At 48.1% G+C, this 13,863-nt stretch carries 14 protein-coding genes and 1 riboswitch; of the genes, 8 read left to right on the top strand and 6 right to left on the bottom strand.

The window, feature by feature from the left end; all coding sequences use genetic code 11:
• Nucleotides 1–29: 29 nt before the first annotated feature.
• From HP570_RS16170 to HP570_RS16145, 6 genes are all read right to left on the bottom strand, one after another.
• The gene (locus HP570_RS16170; RefSeq protein WP_173626374.1) at nt 30–893 is read right to left on the bottom strand and encodes an ABC transporter ATP-binding protein; all 864 of its coding nucleotides are present in this window, start codon (nt 891–893) and stop codon (nt 30–32) included.
• Nucleotides 894–1,069: 176 nt separating this feature from the next.
• Entirely contained in the window at nt 1,070–1,363 is a 294-nt protein-coding gene (locus HP570_RS16165) for a YxcD family protein (protein ID WP_173626373.1), read from the bottom strand.
• Nucleotides 1,351–1,785 (bottom strand): hypothetical protein, encoded by a 435-nt coding sequence (locus HP570_RS16160; RefSeq protein ID WP_015893857.1) that lies wholly within the window; start codon nt 1,783–1,785, stop codon nt 1,351–1,353. The genes HP570_RS16165 and HP570_RS16160 overlap by 13 nt, the downstream gene beginning before the upstream one ends.
• A gap of 149 nt (nt 1,786–1,934) precedes the next feature.
• Complete coding sequence (locus HP570_RS16155) at nt 1,935–2,597, bottom strand: methionine ABC transporter permease (protein ID WP_173626372.1); 663 nt, start codon at nt 2,595–2,597, stop codon at nt 1,935–1,937.
• Nucleotides 2,597–3,634 carry a methionine ABC transporter ATP-binding protein gene (locus tag HP570_RS16150; RefSeq protein ID WP_173626371.1) on the bottom strand — a complete coding sequence of 346 codons (1,038 nt, stop codon included), beginning with the start codon at nt 3,632–3,634 and terminating at the stop codon, nt 2,597–2,599. The genes HP570_RS16155 and HP570_RS16150 overlap by 1 nt, the downstream gene beginning before the upstream one ends.
• 42 nt (nt 3,635–3,676) lie before the next feature.
• Complete coding sequence (locus tag HP570_RS16145) at nt 3,677–4,507, bottom strand: MetQ/NlpA family ABC transporter substrate-binding protein (RefSeq protein ID WP_015893854.1); 831 nt, start codon at nt 4,505–4,507, stop codon at nt 3,677–3,679.
• Between the two features lie 102 nt (nt 4,508–4,609).
• Nucleotides 4,610–4,711: riboswitch (SAM riboswitch) on the bottom strand.
• Nucleotides 4,712–4,931: 220 nt separating this feature from the next.
• Between HP570_RS16145 and HP570_RS16140 the strand changes: the two genes are divergently transcribed.
• From HP570_RS16140 to HP570_RS16105, 8 genes are all read left to right on the top strand, one after another.
• Nucleotides 4,932–5,288 (top strand): DUF2294 domain-containing protein, encoded by a 357-nt coding sequence (locus HP570_RS16140; RefSeq protein ID WP_173626505.1) that lies wholly within the window; start codon nt 4,932–4,934, stop codon nt 5,286–5,288.
• 197 nt (nt 5,289–5,485) lie between these two features.
• Entirely contained in the window at nt 5,486–6,559 is a 1,074-nt protein-coding gene (locus HP570_RS16135) for an ABC transporter substrate-binding protein (RefSeq protein ID WP_173626370.1), read from the top strand.
• A gap of 98 nt (nt 6,560–6,657) precedes the next feature.
• The gene (locus HP570_RS16130; RefSeq protein WP_173626369.1) at nt 6,658–7,587 is read left to right on the top strand and encodes a nucleoside hydrolase; all 930 of its coding nucleotides are present in this window, start codon (nt 6,658–6,660) and stop codon (nt 7,585–7,587) included.
• Between the two features lie 26 nt (nt 7,588–7,613).
• Nucleotides 7,614–8,435 carry an ABC transporter permease gene (locus HP570_RS16125; protein WP_015893850.1) on the top strand — a complete coding sequence of 274 codons (822 nt, stop codon included), beginning with the start codon at nt 7,614–7,616 and terminating at the stop codon, nt 8,433–8,435.
• Nucleotides 8,436–8,440: 5 nt separating this feature from the next.
• Entirely contained in the window at nt 8,441–9,229 is a 789-nt protein-coding gene (locus HP570_RS16120; protein ID WP_173626368.1) for an ABC transporter permease, read from the top strand.
• Between the two features lie 15 nt (nt 9,230–9,244).
• On the top strand, nt 9,245–10,306 hold the full coding sequence (locus tag HP570_RS16115; RefSeq protein ID WP_142497441.1) for an ABC transporter ATP-binding protein: 1,062 nt from the start codon (nt 9,245–9,247) through the stop codon (nt 10,304–10,306).
• 18 nt (nt 10,307–10,324) lie between these two features.
• Complete coding sequence (locus HP570_RS16110; protein ID WP_173626367.1) at nt 10,325–12,034, top strand: adenine deaminase; 1,710 nt, start codon at nt 10,325–10,327, stop codon at nt 12,032–12,034.
• Nucleotides 12,035–12,268: 234 nt separating this feature from the next.
• Nucleotides 12,269–13,753: a lytic polysaccharide monooxygenase gene (locus HP570_RS16105; protein ID WP_173626366.1), complete on the top strand. Its 1,485-nt coding sequence runs from the start codon at nt 12,269–12,271 to the stop codon at nt 13,751–13,753.
• Nucleotides 13,754–13,863: the final 110 nt, after the last annotated feature.

The following is a 13,863-nucleotide window of genomic DNA, read 5'->3' as shown; positions in this document are numbered from 1 at the left end:
ACCGGCTTTTTGCTAGCGGAATCTAACCGTTATCTGACTCCAACCAGCTTGCGCTCTTCCGTGTAAACGGGTTGGGTCGTGTTTTCGTTTGCTTGTTTTTGATCCACAGAATGACATAGCTCATATGGGAGGCAGAGCGGTACACCCGTGCGAGGATCAGTCAGGATGTCTGCTTCGATGTTGAATACCTTGCGCAGCATCTCAGGCGTCATGACTTCAGCAGGGCTCCCCTCAGCGACGACCGTACCCCGAGAGATGGCAACCATGTGCTGTGCATAACGGGTTGCGTGGTTCAAATCGTGGACGACCATGACGATCGTACGATTTTCTTCGTCATTCAGCTTTTGCAGGAGCTTGAGAACCTCCAGCTGGTGAGCCATATCCAGGAAGGTCGTAGGCTCATCCAGGAACAGGATATCTGTTCCTTGCGCCAGTGCCATCGCAATCCAGGCGCGCTGGCGCTGACCGCCAGATAGCTGGTCAACCGGACGATCATGGAAATCTGCCATGCCGGTCATGGAGATAGCCCAGTTTATGATCTCCTTGTCTTCCTTGGTCAAAGAGCCGAAGCCTTTTTGGTGGGGGAAGCGGCCATAGGTAACGAGCTCAGACACGGTCAAGCCATCGGGTGCGGTTGGGTTTTGCGGCAAAATCGCGAGTTGCTTGGCGACTTCCTTGGTCGATTGCTGATGGATCGACTTTCCGTCCAAAAATACTTGTCCGCCGGTTGGTTTCATAATCCGCGCGAGAGTTTTGAGGATCGTCGATTTACCAGAACCATTTGCACCAACCAGAGCAGTAATTTTTCCAGAAGGAATGCTGATGTTCAAGTCTTTGACAATGGAAAGCTCACCGTATCCGATGTCCAGCTTTTGCGTGTATAAGCGCTCCACAATGGGCCAACTCCTTTTTAGGAAAGTATGTACATGTATGTGTAAACAAAGACAATGATAATCATTTTCACTAAGATAAAGTATATAACGGAACGAGGTCAAATTCAATATGAAAAAGCCAACCTGCTCACATGTGTGAACAAATTGGCCTTGGGTTAACAAATAATTATCCAGTGTTAGTAGGTGATGTGAGCGATAATCCCTTCATCGTCGTCCAATACCAGCTCGATACCGGCAGAATAAGGGTTGCGCTGCATTTGGGTCTCCAGGTAGTAGCGAATCGCCTCAATCATGTTAATCTCGACGAAGATTTGTTGGCGATCCATCCAGTGTACTTCAGCAGAGAAGCCATACTCCTCGTCCCACATCAGCTCGACGGAGATGTCTTGTGGCTTCAACTGCTTTTTGAAAGCTGCATGAATGCAAATCGCATTAATAATATCTTGTTCAGAAAAAGTTATCTTTTCCATGCGTTCAGTTCCTGTTCTTTCTCACGCTTGTTTTTGAAGTAGACGAACGCTTTGCGGATCAGGATAATCACTGCGAGGATCGCCATCAGGTTGATCATGAAGCCAAGGATGGAGCCCAGCATACCCATGTCACCGAATAGGGATCCGAACAGCAAACCAGCCAGACCACCAATCATGAGACCTTTCATGAATCCGCCGCTTTTGCTTGCGGTAGCAGCAGGAGTTGTTGTCGTACCTTTATTGGTTGATGCGTTTACGTTTGAATCGGCTTTGTTGGGTGTTTGTGTATTGGTGGGAGCCGTATTAGAGTTAAAAGATTTTTTCCCGGACTTATAGCCTTTCGCGTCGGCGTGATCAATGAATCCTCCGGCCGGAGCGAGTACGAGCATTACGGCAACCAACATCATGATGAGTTTTTTCATGTTATTTAGGTAGCACCTCTCATTTGAATGACTTGTACATATAAGTCTACATGAATATCTAGCGAAAATCCAATGCACTTTCAGTGACGATCGGTTTAAATACCTACAAAAAAGCCCCTGACAAGCGATCTCGTCAGGGGTTCTTCGATTTACGCGCTCTTTTTCAGTTTTCGGGCTGCCCAGTTACCCAACGATTGAATGAGCTGGACCAAGACGACGAGGATAATGACGGTAATGATCATGACTTCAATGTCCCATTGCTGGTAGCCGTAGCGCAAGGCGAGGTCGCCCAGTCCGCCGGCACCAACTGCGCCCGCCATTGCAGTAGCACCGATCAACCCAATGGTCGCGATCGTCAGGCAGAGGACGATGCCAGGCCGTGCTTCACGCAGCATGATGCGAAAAATAATCTGCGTCCGGGATGCGCCCATCGCTTGGTACGCTTCGATCACGCCGCGATCTACGTCATGCAGGGCCGTTTCCATCAGGCGTGAGATATAAGGAGCTGTATAGACGATGAGCGGCACAATGGCTCCTTCAATCCCAATCGAAGTGCCCACGATCAACTCTGTAAAAGGAATGATTGCAACCATCAGGATAATAAAAGGCAACGAACGCACAATGTTGATGAGCGTATTCAGGGTGTGATAAATGATTTTATTCGGAAAAAGGTGGTTCGCCTGTGTGATGACCAACAAAATCCCGAGCGGAATCCCGATCAGTGTCGCAATGAACAAGGAAAACCCAACCATGATGACGGTCTCTTGCAGGGATTGCCCGAATACCGGAATCATTTCAATCAAACGCTCCATTAGGTCCGCACCTCCTCTGGTGACACAATATCTACGCGGTAGACGGATTCGCGCAAGAAGCGAATGCCATCTTGAATGGGCTGGTCTTCACCAGAAATGTGCAAAAGCAAAATGCCGAGCGCCGTTCCCTTAATGGTCGTAATCGAGCCGTATAACAGATTGGTGCTGATCGGAAAGCGTGCGGACAAGGTGCCTAGAACAGGATCGAGAGCGGCATCTCCGCGAAAAGCAACGCGAACAATTTTGGAAACGGGTCCGGATTCTTTTATCTTGGACAAAATCTCCTGTGGTACCTGATCATCAAAAACCGTTTTGATAAAATTACGGGTCGTTTGCTCTTGCGGATTGCTGAACACATCCAGAACAGAGCCTTGCTCGATGACGACGCCGTTTTCCATGATGGCTACTTGGTCGCAGATTTTCTTGATGACCTGCATTTCATGGGTAATCAGCACGATGGTCAGGTTGAACTTTCGATTGATGTCGAGCAATAGCTCCAGAATGGATTCGGTTGTTTGCGGATCGAGAGCGGAAGTCGCTTCGTCACAGAGCAGGATTTCCGGGTCGGTCGCAAGTGCACGAGCGATGCCCACCCGTTGCTTTTGTCCACCGGATAGCTGAGAAGGATAAGCGTTTGCTTTATCAGACAAGCCAACCAAGCCGAGAAGGTCTTCTACCTTGCGCTTTATGACATCTTTGGGGACGCGATTCATCCGCAAGATTTCCGCTACATTGTCAAAGACATTATAGGAAGAGAGCAGGTTGAAGTGTTGAAAAATAATCCCGATCTTTTTGCGAGCTTGCCGCAGCTCTTTTTCCTTGAGGGTCAGCATGTTCTGGCCATTGACGATCACAGAACCGCTGGTCGGCTTCTCCAACAGGTTGATGGTACGGAGCAGGGTACTTTTCCCCGCTCCGCTAAAGCCGATCACCCCGTAGATTTGCCCTTTTTCCACCTGCAGGGATACGCCCTTCAATGCTTCTACCTGCTTGTTTCCTACTTGATACGACTTATGAATATCGGTTAGCTGTATCATAACGAGTTCTCCTTGTTGTTCTTGATGTTCCTGGCGTCGATCTTACCAGGACGGCAGTACAGCTCCTTCAAAGCGTTCGTCGATGAATTTTTTCACTTCTTCCGAGCGGTAGATGTCCACCAGCTTTTTGACGGCTGGGTTGTCTTTGTTGGTTTCGTTGACTGCCAAGATGTTTACGTATGGAGAGTCAGCCGTCTCAGCGAAGATCGCGTCTTTTTTCGGGGAGTAGCCAGCTTCCATCGCGAAGTTCGTGTTAATCGAAGCAACCTCTACGTTGCTCAGCGAGCGTGCCAGGAAAGCAGCCTCCAGCTCTTTGAATTGCAAATTTTTCGGATTTTCCACGATGTCCAGTGGTGTTGCGTTGTCACCCACGCCATCCTTGAGCTTAATCAAGCCAGCTGCCTGATAGAGCAGCAAGGCGCGTGCTCGGTTGGTCGGGTCATTTTGAATGCCGACAACGCCGCCTGCCGGGATGTCCTCGACTTTTTTGTGCTTGGTGGAGTACAGGCCCATCGGGTACGTCACGGTTTTTCCGACCTCGACGATCTTTGTTTTGTGATCTTGATTGAACTTCGCCAAGAACGGGATGGTTTGGAAGCTGTTTACATCGAGATTTCCTTTATCGAGAGCTTGGTTTGGCTGTACGTAATCGTTGAAAACGATGACTTCGACGTCGAGCCCTTTGCCTTTGGCGACTTCTTTTACTTTGTTGAGAATCTCTTCGTGTGGGCCGCCAGTGACCCCCACTTTGAGTGAGGTTTGTTCAGCAGCAGTGCCGCCGTTAGCAGGCGCAGCTTCTTGTTTGCCCCCGCAAGCCGTTACGAGCGATGCAGCGAGCAGTAGTGTAGTGAGCAGTAGACCAGTTTTTTTCATGAAAATACCCCTTTTCTCTGGATGTAAGATGGAAAAGAAAAAAGCCTCTTCCGACAGAAGAGGCGAAAACTGCAAGTATGTAACCACACTGCAACAATACCTCTCTTATCTGTCGGAATAATTCCGCTGGATTTGGCACCGTATCGTTTGTGATAGGTTGCCGAGGTGTCATAGGGCCAGTCCCTCAACCTCTCTTCATAAGAGAATGTGCTATGAAATTATCATTCCAAACATTGTTGTTAATTCTTATTTGGATAGTTGGATTATAACGACTGATTTTTTCGGTGTCAACAGTTTTTGCAAACGAATGACTTGGTGGAAAAATGTGAAATTGATCTAAATACGAATATTCTATTGAAGAATGAAAAAATCATATGTATAATGAGAGCGAATGAACCCGATGCCAGCTATCGCAGGTGATGACATGACTCTCGTGGACTCCAATGAAACTAGAAAAAAGCTGTCTGCCATCTATAATGAGATAGCAAAAGAGTTGTTCGGATTTGGAACGACTTTGCTCCGAGTCACGATTGAAAATCAGATGATTACGTTCCAAGCTAAGCATCGCCGCTCTCCGCGCTCACAAGCGTTGGAAGGAGAAGCACCGGCCCTCAAGCTCGAAGTCGATTTTCGCATGTCCCTTCTTTATAAGAAGAGACTGAGAGAACGACTGGAAGAAGAGATGGGGTTGCTGTTGGTAGCCGTGCTCAGGGACTATGATGCGCCTACGCAGTGGGCGATCACGAATGTTGTTTTAGCTGAATCAGAACTGAATACCTGACGCAATCGTTCGGATTTTCTCTTTTGATCTATCTTAAGGGGAGACCGTAGACTTTGCGTAAAAACGGGTGTCACTTCTCTTTGTTTACGAAGAAAAGTGCTCTTGTTTAGAATGATACGTTCTAATCAAGGGTACTTTTCTTTTTATTGTATCACCATATTTTGTCATCAAATGAACCCAACTGGAGGAGAATTACGATGAAGAAATTACTTGCTGGAATCCTGTCTTTTTCTATGATGTCACTGGCACTCGCTGGCTGTGGCAGCAATGATCAACCAAAAGCGGGGGGAGCTGGCGGCGAAGCCAAGGGCGAGCCACAAAAGCTGGTCATCTCCACATGGGGCTTCTCCGAAGACTTTTTCCGCAAAGAAGTATATGAGCCGTTTGAAAAAGAACATAACGTGAAAATCGTGCTGGAAATAGGGAACAACGCAGAGCGTCTGAACAAGGTCCGCCAAGGAAGCTCCGATGTAGACTTGATCTACCTCTCTGACTACTATGCACAGCAAGGGATTGAGAGTGGCGCATTTGAAAAAATCGACCGCAGCCGCATCCCGAACCTGGATCAAATCTACGACATCGCCAAAGCGCCACTGGGCGAGGAGTACGGTCCGGCATACACGATTGGTCAATTCGGGATTGCCTACAATCCAAAGCTCGTAAAAACCGAGATCAAGGATTGGAAAGATCTGTGGAACCCAGAGCTGACAGGCAAGCTGACACTGCCAAGCATTACGTCCACAACTGGCCCAATGGTTCTCGACAGTGCTTCTGCGGTTGCGGGCAGCAAGGAATTTAACGAGGATCAAGCCTTCGCAAAAATGAAAGAAGTCAACAAAAGTGTCGTGAAGTTCTACGATAAGACCTCCGAATACGTGAACATGTTTGGACAAGAAGAAATCGGCGTAGGACCGATTATGGAAATGTACTTCAAAGACATCAAAGCCGCTGTTCCAGAAGCTGTTTTCGTACAACCTGCAAGCGGCGGATATGCGGTTATGAATACGGTTAACATCGTAAAAGGCTCGAAGAACAAAGCACTCGCAGAAGACTTCATCAACTATCAACTGAGCAAAGAGGTTCAGGAGAAAACAGCAAAAGCGAAAATCGATTCCCCTGTAAACAAGACCGTTCAACTGACAGAAGAAGAAGCAAAAGGTGTAACGTACGGGGAAGAAACCGTAAGCAAGCTGAAAAAGCTGGACATGAAATTCGTAAACGAGCACTCCAAAGCATGGATTGACCGTTGGAATCGTGAAATCACGCAATAACGTACGATAGAAAAACAATAGGCGAGGGTATAGACAATTCGGATATACCCTCGTTTTTCAACGTATAGGAATTTGTATGAACGTGAGGAGGACCACTTGTGAAAAAGATCATTCTTGACGTCGATACGGGCATTGACGATGCGCTTGGCATTATTCTCGCTGTGAAAAGCGGGCAATTCGATTTAGTTGGCATTACTACGGTGAATGGCAACGTGTCGCTGCGAAAAGCCACGGAAAACACGTGCAAAATTCTTGATTTCCTGCAAGTCGGCGAGCAAATCCCTGTCATCTGTGGAGCGTCTGAACCGTTGTTGCGGCCGTTGTTTTTCGAGCATGCCGTACATGGTGAGGATGGTTTGGGCGGTGCCCTTGCCGGAGTTCCGATTTACAAGGAACCGACTGCTGGCTTTGCCCCTGATTTCATCGTAGAAAACGTACTCGCTCATTCTGGAGAAATTACGCTCGTCATGACGGGGCCGCTGACCAATTTGGCTTTGGCGGTGAAAAAATGTCCGGAGCTTGTTCAACACGTCAAGGAAGTCATTTTCATGGGTGGAGTGGTCCGCGAGCATGGCAATGTGACGCCAGTTGCGGAGTACAACATGTACGTTGATCCAGAGGCAGCGAAGGTCGTATTTCATGCTGGATTCCCACAATTGACGCTGGTTGGGCTGGATGTAACGCGAAGAGTGCTGCTGAACGAGGAGCATATTCGCGGGCTAGGAGATACCCCGATGGGCGAGTACGTGAGACAGAGTACGTCTGATTACCTTCATCGCTATTTTCAGCGAAATGGCATCTATGCGTGCGCTATGCATGATCCGTTGGCTGTCGCGGTCGCACTCGATCCGAAGCTGGTGAAGACGCAGAAGTTATATGTAGATATCGAAACGAGAAGTGAGTTGTGTGATGGGCAAACGGTTTGCGACTTTCAAAACCGCCTGAAAAAAGAACCGAACATAAACGTCTGTCTGGACGTAGATGCAGATGCGTTCTTTGCGCGTTTTCTCGGCGCATTGAAAGCCTGACGATACCGTGAACAGGAGTTAATCAGATGAGAAAAACGGGTCTTTATTTATTGCTGTTGCCGGGTGTGCTGTTTTTGACGCTGTTCATGGTCATTCCGATCGTGATGACGATTGCGTCCACCTTTTATCAAGAGGGTAGCTTTACGATCCAAGGCTATCTCCAATTTCTTACCGATGCGTACTTCCTGAAAATTATGCTGACAACGTTGCAGGTCAGTCTGGTCACAACGATTGCGTGTGTTCTGATCGGTTTTCCTGCCGCGTACTACATTTCCAAGCTCGGCCCACGCAAAAAAGGCATCCTGCTGGCATTGGCGATTTTTCCTTTGCTGACCAGCTCTGTCGTGCGGTCGTTCTCTTGGATGATTATTCTCGGAAAAAAGGGCTTATTGAACAGCTCGCTGCTTGCAATCGGGCTCATCGATAAGCCGTTGGAAATATTGTATACGCCGACTGCGATGATGATTGGTTTGATTCATCTGTTCCTGCCGCTGATCATTATTACGCTGGTAGGGGTGATGGAAAACATCGACCCAGACTTGCTGAAGGCGGCGGAAAGCTTGGGTGCTTCCAAGTTGACTGCCTTCTGGAAAGTCATTGTGCCGCTTAGTGTACCGGGACTCATCATCGGTAGCATTCTCGTGTTTGTCGGAAGCTTGACCGCCTACACCACGCCTGCCCTGCTAGGTGGAAAACAGCGGGTCATCTCCACGTTCCTGTATCAAAATGCGATTACGCTGAATGACTGGCATTTGGCATCCGTCATTGCCACGATCATGATTGTCATTACATTTGTCGTCATCTACTTCATGAACAAGCTGGCGACGAAATTAAATCCGAAGGGGTAGAAGCTATGCAGGAGAAAAATCGCGGGTTGGCCCTGTTTACCTCTCTCGTCTTTCTGTTTTTGCTAGGGCCGCTCATTATCATTTCCTTTACGTCGTTTGAGCCGGGGAGCGTCTTGAAGTTTCCTCCGGAGGGTTTTTCCTTGCGGTGGTACGAAAACATATTCAATGTAGAAATGTTCATGACGACGTTCAAGACGTCGATGTTCGTTTCCTTGCTGGGCAATTTCTTTGCGCTCTTGTTGGGGATTCCGGCAGCCTATGCGCTCAGTCGCTTTGATTTTCGCGGCAAAGGCATCTTGAATGGCGTTTTCATCTCACCTGTCCTGATTCCGGGTATCGTGATGGGCTTTGCCATGCTGAAATACGTCATTGTTGTATATAATTTGCCGATTTATGCGGGACTTCTCGTCGGTCATACGGTGCTGATGCTTCCGTTTATCATTCGCGTTATTGCATCTTCCTTGTCCAACTTTGACTTCGCCATTGAAGAAGCGGCGTTAAGCCTTGGGGCAGGTCGCCTCGAAACCTTTTTCAAAGTCGTCTTGCCGAATATTCGCTCCGGGATTATTGCTGCGATTCTGATCGCTTTTCTGGAGTCGTTCAACAACGTAGATATCTCTGTTTTCATGACGGGACCAGGGGTAAGCACGCTGCCGATCCAGATGCTGACGTACGTAGAAAACAACTTCGATCCGACGATCGCCGCGATTTCCGTGCTGCTCATGATTTTTACGGCTATTCTCATGTTCATCATTGAACGTCTGATGGGGCTTTCCTACTTTACAAAACGATAACGGAGGCATCAACTCATGGCATTGCTCACGCTGGAAAACGTATCGGTTGCCTATGACAATCAATATATTTTGCAAAACTTCAATCTCAATATCGAAAAAGGACAGCTCATCTCTTTGCTCGGTCCGAGCGGCTGCGGAAAGACGACGACGCTGCGTCTGATTGCGGGTTTTCTGGAAGCAAAAGATGGACGATTCATGTTTGAAGGAAAAGATTATACGCGCGTTCCGGTCAACAAGCGCAACTTCGGGTTTGTGTTTCAGAGCTATGCACTGTTTCCGCATCTTTCTGTTTTCGATAACGTGGCGTTCGGTTTGCGCCTGCGCAAGGTCAATGAAACAGAGGTAAAGACCCGGGTACAGCAAATCCTCGAAGTCGTGAGCCTCGGCGGCTACGAAAAGCGTTTCCCGAAGGAGCTATCCGGTGGTCAAAGACAGCGCGTGGCAATTGCGCGTGCATTGGTGATTCAGCCTGACTTGCTGCTGTTCGATGAGCCGCTCAGTAACCTCGATGCCAACCTGCGGATCAACATGCGCGTAGAAATCCGTCGCATTCAGCAGGAGTTGGGAATTACGACTGTGTATGTATCGCATGACCAGGAGGAGTGCTTCTCCATTTCTGATCAGGTGGCGATTATGAACAAGGGTGTGATCGAGCAGCTTGACGATCCAGCCACGATTTTCAAATATCCGAAGACCGAATTTATCGCTCGCTTTATTGGTTTTACCAACTTCATCGATTTCGCAGAGCGCACCGAGCAGAACGGAGAAATTGGCTTGCGTGTCGGTGACCATCATTTTACCGCGTCCAAAAATCCGGGTACGGCAAATCCGTCCGGCAAAAAATGCGCAATGCGACCAGATGACCTTCTCGTGACAACAGAAGAGAGCACCGAGCCGGGAATGAACCGTTTGCGTGGGACGGTAAAGGTAAGCACGTTTTTGGGACGCAGCTATCAATATGTCGTGGAAACAGAGCTGGGCGACTTCACGGTCAATCAAGAGATGGAGACGCCGTACAAGACTGGCCTAAACGTCAATCTGCTGTTTCCAAAAGACAAAGTGGTGCTCGTGGACTAAAGACAGGAGGTTATTATCGTGAAGGTCGATTTGTTGATTCAAGACGTCCAAGTGTTTAACAGCTATTTTAAAAAGTTCATCAAAGGAAACGTCGCTGTTTTGGATGAACGATTCTTCTATATTGGTGAGCGCAGTACAGAAACATTTGAAGCTGCCGAGATCGTGGACGGACAAGGCCGCTACATGATTCCTGGTCTGGTCGATATTCACTTGCATATTGAGAGCACGATGGTGACGCCGGAGACGTTTTCCTTTGGCTTGATTCAAAACGGAGTGACGACGATCGTACCGGAGCCGCATGAGATGGCCAATGTTTTCGGAATCGAAGGGATCAAAGAAATGATTCGTGCGAGCCGTGATTGTGTCGTTGATATGCTGTACGCGATCCCGAGCTCTGTACCAGCTACCTCGATGGAAACGACAGGTGGGTCTGTCGAGATTGCAGATATGGACGAGCTCTTGCGCTCCGAAGAGATCATTTGCCTCGGCGAAATCATGAATTACGTAGACATCATCAAGGACCCTGACTGCAAGACCAATCGCATCCTGGAGCATATCCGCAAGACGTATCCAAAGCTCGTCATCGAGGGGCACGTTCCGAAATTGCTCGATTTGGATCTGCATCGTGTTATTTATGCGGGAGTGGACTCTGATCATACGCATCAGACGCGTGAGGGCATGGAAGCGAGAATTGCAGCGGGCATGTTTCTGGAGATTCAAGAAAAATCGATGACGGATGAAGTCATGGACTATTTGATCAAAGAAGATGTTTCCGAGCATTTTTGCTTTGTGACGGATGATGTGATGACTGATTCCTTGGTCAATCGCGGACATTTGAACCATATCGTGAAAAAAGCCATTCAAATGGGCATGCAGCCAGAACGCGCGATCTACGCAAGTACATTTACCCCTGCCAGACGTATGAACATGACGGATCGAGGGGCGATTGCTCCCGGCAAAATAGCGGACTTCCTGCTGCTGTCTGACCTGCATGAACTCAAGATCGAGCGCGTCTACAAAAAGGGGAAGAAAGCTTATGACGCCAAGGAAGAGTACCGACAAGTAGTCAAAGCGAAGCAGTTTCCTGCACATTTTTATGAGAGCATCAAGCTATCGCCACTTACAGAGCAAGACTTCCGCGTCACAGTAGATGTGCCGGACAATCGCTATCCATGTCGGGTCATGCTCGTTCAAAACGGTTCTACATTTACTGAGGATCACCGTGGGATCGCTGAGGTACGGGAAGGGCAACTCTTGTGGGAGGAGAGCCCGTACGGCTTGATTGCCGTCTTTGAACGCTATGGGATAAACGGCAATCGAGGTTACGGCTTGATCAGCGGCGATACGATCAAGCGAGGTGCGGTAGCCACCAGCTACTCGCATGACAACCACAATCTCTTGGTTGTCGGCCATAATCCGCACGATATGATGGTCGCAGCCAATGAAGTCATCCGCAACCAGGGCGGCTTTTACGTGGTAGAGGATGGCAAAGTGATCGCGAGCCTTCATTTGCCGGTCGGAGGTATTTTGACAGAGGAACCATTGGAAAAGACGGCAAAGGAAGTCGAACAGCTTCGCCGTGCCATGGAGTCGCTCGGTTACAATCATTACAACCCGATCATGTCGATCAGCACGCATTCCTTACCAGTCAGTCCAGCCTTGAAGCTAACGGATATGGGGTTGATCGATGTAAATGACGGGAAAATAGTTCCGTTGCTCTTGATGTAATAAAAGTTGCTTGCTGAAAATTATTTTCGGCAGGCAATTTTTTTTGATCAAAAAGTCCCGAATGAAGCATATAAATTTTCATGCATAGGTATACATTCCTGAATAATCTCCTATTTCCTTACTGGAATTAGGGTATTTGGCAGGTTTTGGTTTAGGTATTCAGAATCTGTAATACTGGAAAATTTTTCTGTAACATGGTATTCGATCCTAATCCAGAAAAGAGGAGATAAATAAATGGATAACGTAGGGTTGAGAAACAATCTGTTCAGTAAAGGGCTGTCGCTTTTATTCATGCTGGCAATGATGCTGGTGGCGGGCGCAGCTACTCTCGTGTTCGCTGAGAAAGCCTCGGCTCACGGGTACATCGAATCGCCAGCGAGTCGTTCTTACTTGTGTAAGACGGGGCAAAACAAAGGCTGCGGTCAAATCCAGTGGGAGCCGCAAAGCGTAGAGGGTATTGGCGGGTTTCCGCAATCTGGTCCTGCCGATGGTGAATTTACCGGTGGAGGCCGCTATCCTGAGCTTTATGCACAAACAGCAGATCGCTGGACCAAGGTTACCTTGCAGGGTGGACAAAATGCGTTTACTTGGAATCTAACAGCCCCGCATAGTACAGCGGAGTGGAAATATTACATCACGAAAAAAGGCTGGAATCCTAACAAGCCACTTACCCGAGCGGATTTGGAACTGTTCTGCTCGTTCCAGGACGGAGGGAAAAGACCGCCATTCACGTTAACGCAAACGTGCAATGTACCGACAGATCGTAGCGGTTACCACATTATTTTGGCTGTTTGGGAAATTGCTGATACAGGCATGGCTTTTTACCAGGCCATCGATGTGAATCTGATTAATCCTGGAACAGGTATCGTAGAAAAGCCTACCGTTCCAGACAATGTGACTTCCGTATCACAAACAGCTACAAGCATTGACCTTAGCTGGACAAAATCCGTCGCATCTGAGGGAATCAAACAATACGATGTGTATCGCGATGGCAAATTCATCGCTTCAACAAAAGAAACAGCTTACATCGACAAAGATTTGACGCCTGCTACGGCTTACAGCTATACCATTGTGGCAGTCGATGGCAAAGGGAAAGAGTCTAACGCGAGCAAAGCACTTACCGTTCGCACAAAAGCTGAAGATATCGTGGATACAGAAGCACCGACAGCACCAGCAGGAATCATGACTCACCATCCAACAGAGACAGAAATTGATCTCATGTGGAGTCCTTCCCGTGACAATGTGGGTGTGGTGAAATACGAGATTTACCGTGATGGCTCCCACGTAGGAACAGTTGAGAAGCCTTCCTTTGTCGATAAAGGATTAACGGCGGGAACATCTTATACGTATACGATTAAGGCAGTTGATGCAGCAGGAAATATTTCCGAAGAGAGCGCGCCTTTTGCTGCAAGCACAAAGGAGAAAAAGCCTGAAATACCAGGTGAAATCGCTGAGTGGGATTCCTCTGCTGTGTATGTACAGGGCAACCGCGTCTTGTATGAGGGACTGGAATACGTAGCAAAATGGTGGGTAACTGGTGAAAAGCCAGACCGTTCCGATGCGTGGAAGTTGGTAAGCGATGTCGTACTGTCGTGGGATTCCAGCAAAGCGTATGATGGTGGAGCGGAAGTGAACTACGAAGACAAGATTTATAAGGCAAAGTGGTGGACCAAGGGCGAAGAGCCAGGGAAAGCCGATGTATGGAAGCTGGCTGAATAATGTAGTAAAGCCCGGGTGAACTGCCTGGGCTTTTGTTTGTCTAAGTGCAGTCACTATTTTGCCGATTCCTACTTGTTTTGCTATACTTATAATTTGAACGATAAGTCCAT

Origin of the sequence: Brevibacillus sp. RS1.1 (assembly GCF_013284365.1) — a bacterium.
Classification (GTDB): Bacteria; Bacillota; Bacilli; order Brevibacillales; family Brevibacillaceae; genus Brevibacillus; species Brevibacillus brevis_D.
This window is presented reverse-complemented; position numbering and strand designations above follow the sequence as displayed.

Coding starts and splice junctions, on each gene's coding strand:
- HP570_RS16165 (WP_173626373.1), bottom strand. CDS start 1,363: ATGGAAAAGATAACTTTTTCTGAACAAGATATTATTAATGCGATTTGC.
- HP570_RS16160 (WP_015893857.1), bottom strand. CDS start 1,785: ATGAAAAAACTCATCATGATGTTGGTTGCCGTAATGCTCGTACTCGCT.
- HP570_RS16155 (WP_173626372.1), bottom strand. CDS start 2,597: ATGGAGCGTTTGATTGAAATGATTCCGGTATTCGGGCAATCCCTGCAA.
- HP570_RS16150 (WP_173626371.1), bottom strand. CDS start 3,634: ATGATACAGCTAACCGATATTCATAAGTCGTATCAAGTAGGAAACAAG.
- HP570_RS16145 (WP_015893854.1), bottom strand. CDS start 4,507: ATGAAAAAAACTGGTCTACTGCTCACTACACTACTGCTCGCTGCATCG.
- HP570_RS16140 (WP_173626505.1), top strand. CDS start 4,932: ATGACTCTCGTGGACTCCAATGAAACTAGAAAAAAGCTGTCTGCCATC.
- HP570_RS16135 (WP_173626370.1), top strand. CDS start 5,486: ATGAAGAAATTACTTGCTGGAATCCTGTCTTTTTCTATGATGTCACTG.
- HP570_RS16125 (WP_015893850.1), top strand. CDS start 7,614: ATGAGAAAAACGGGTCTTTATTTATTGCTGTTGCCGGGTGTGCTGTTT.
- HP570_RS16120 (WP_173626368.1), top strand. CDS start 8,441: ATGCAGGAGAAAAATCGCGGGTTGGCCCTGTTTACCTCTCTCGTCTTT.
- HP570_RS16115 (WP_142497441.1), top strand. CDS start 9,245: ATGGCATTGCTCACGCTGGAAAACGTATCGGTTGCCTATGACAATCAA.
- HP570_RS16105 (WP_173626366.1), top strand. CDS start 12,269: ATGGATAACGTAGGGTTGAGAAACAATCTGTTCAGTAAAGGGCTGTCG.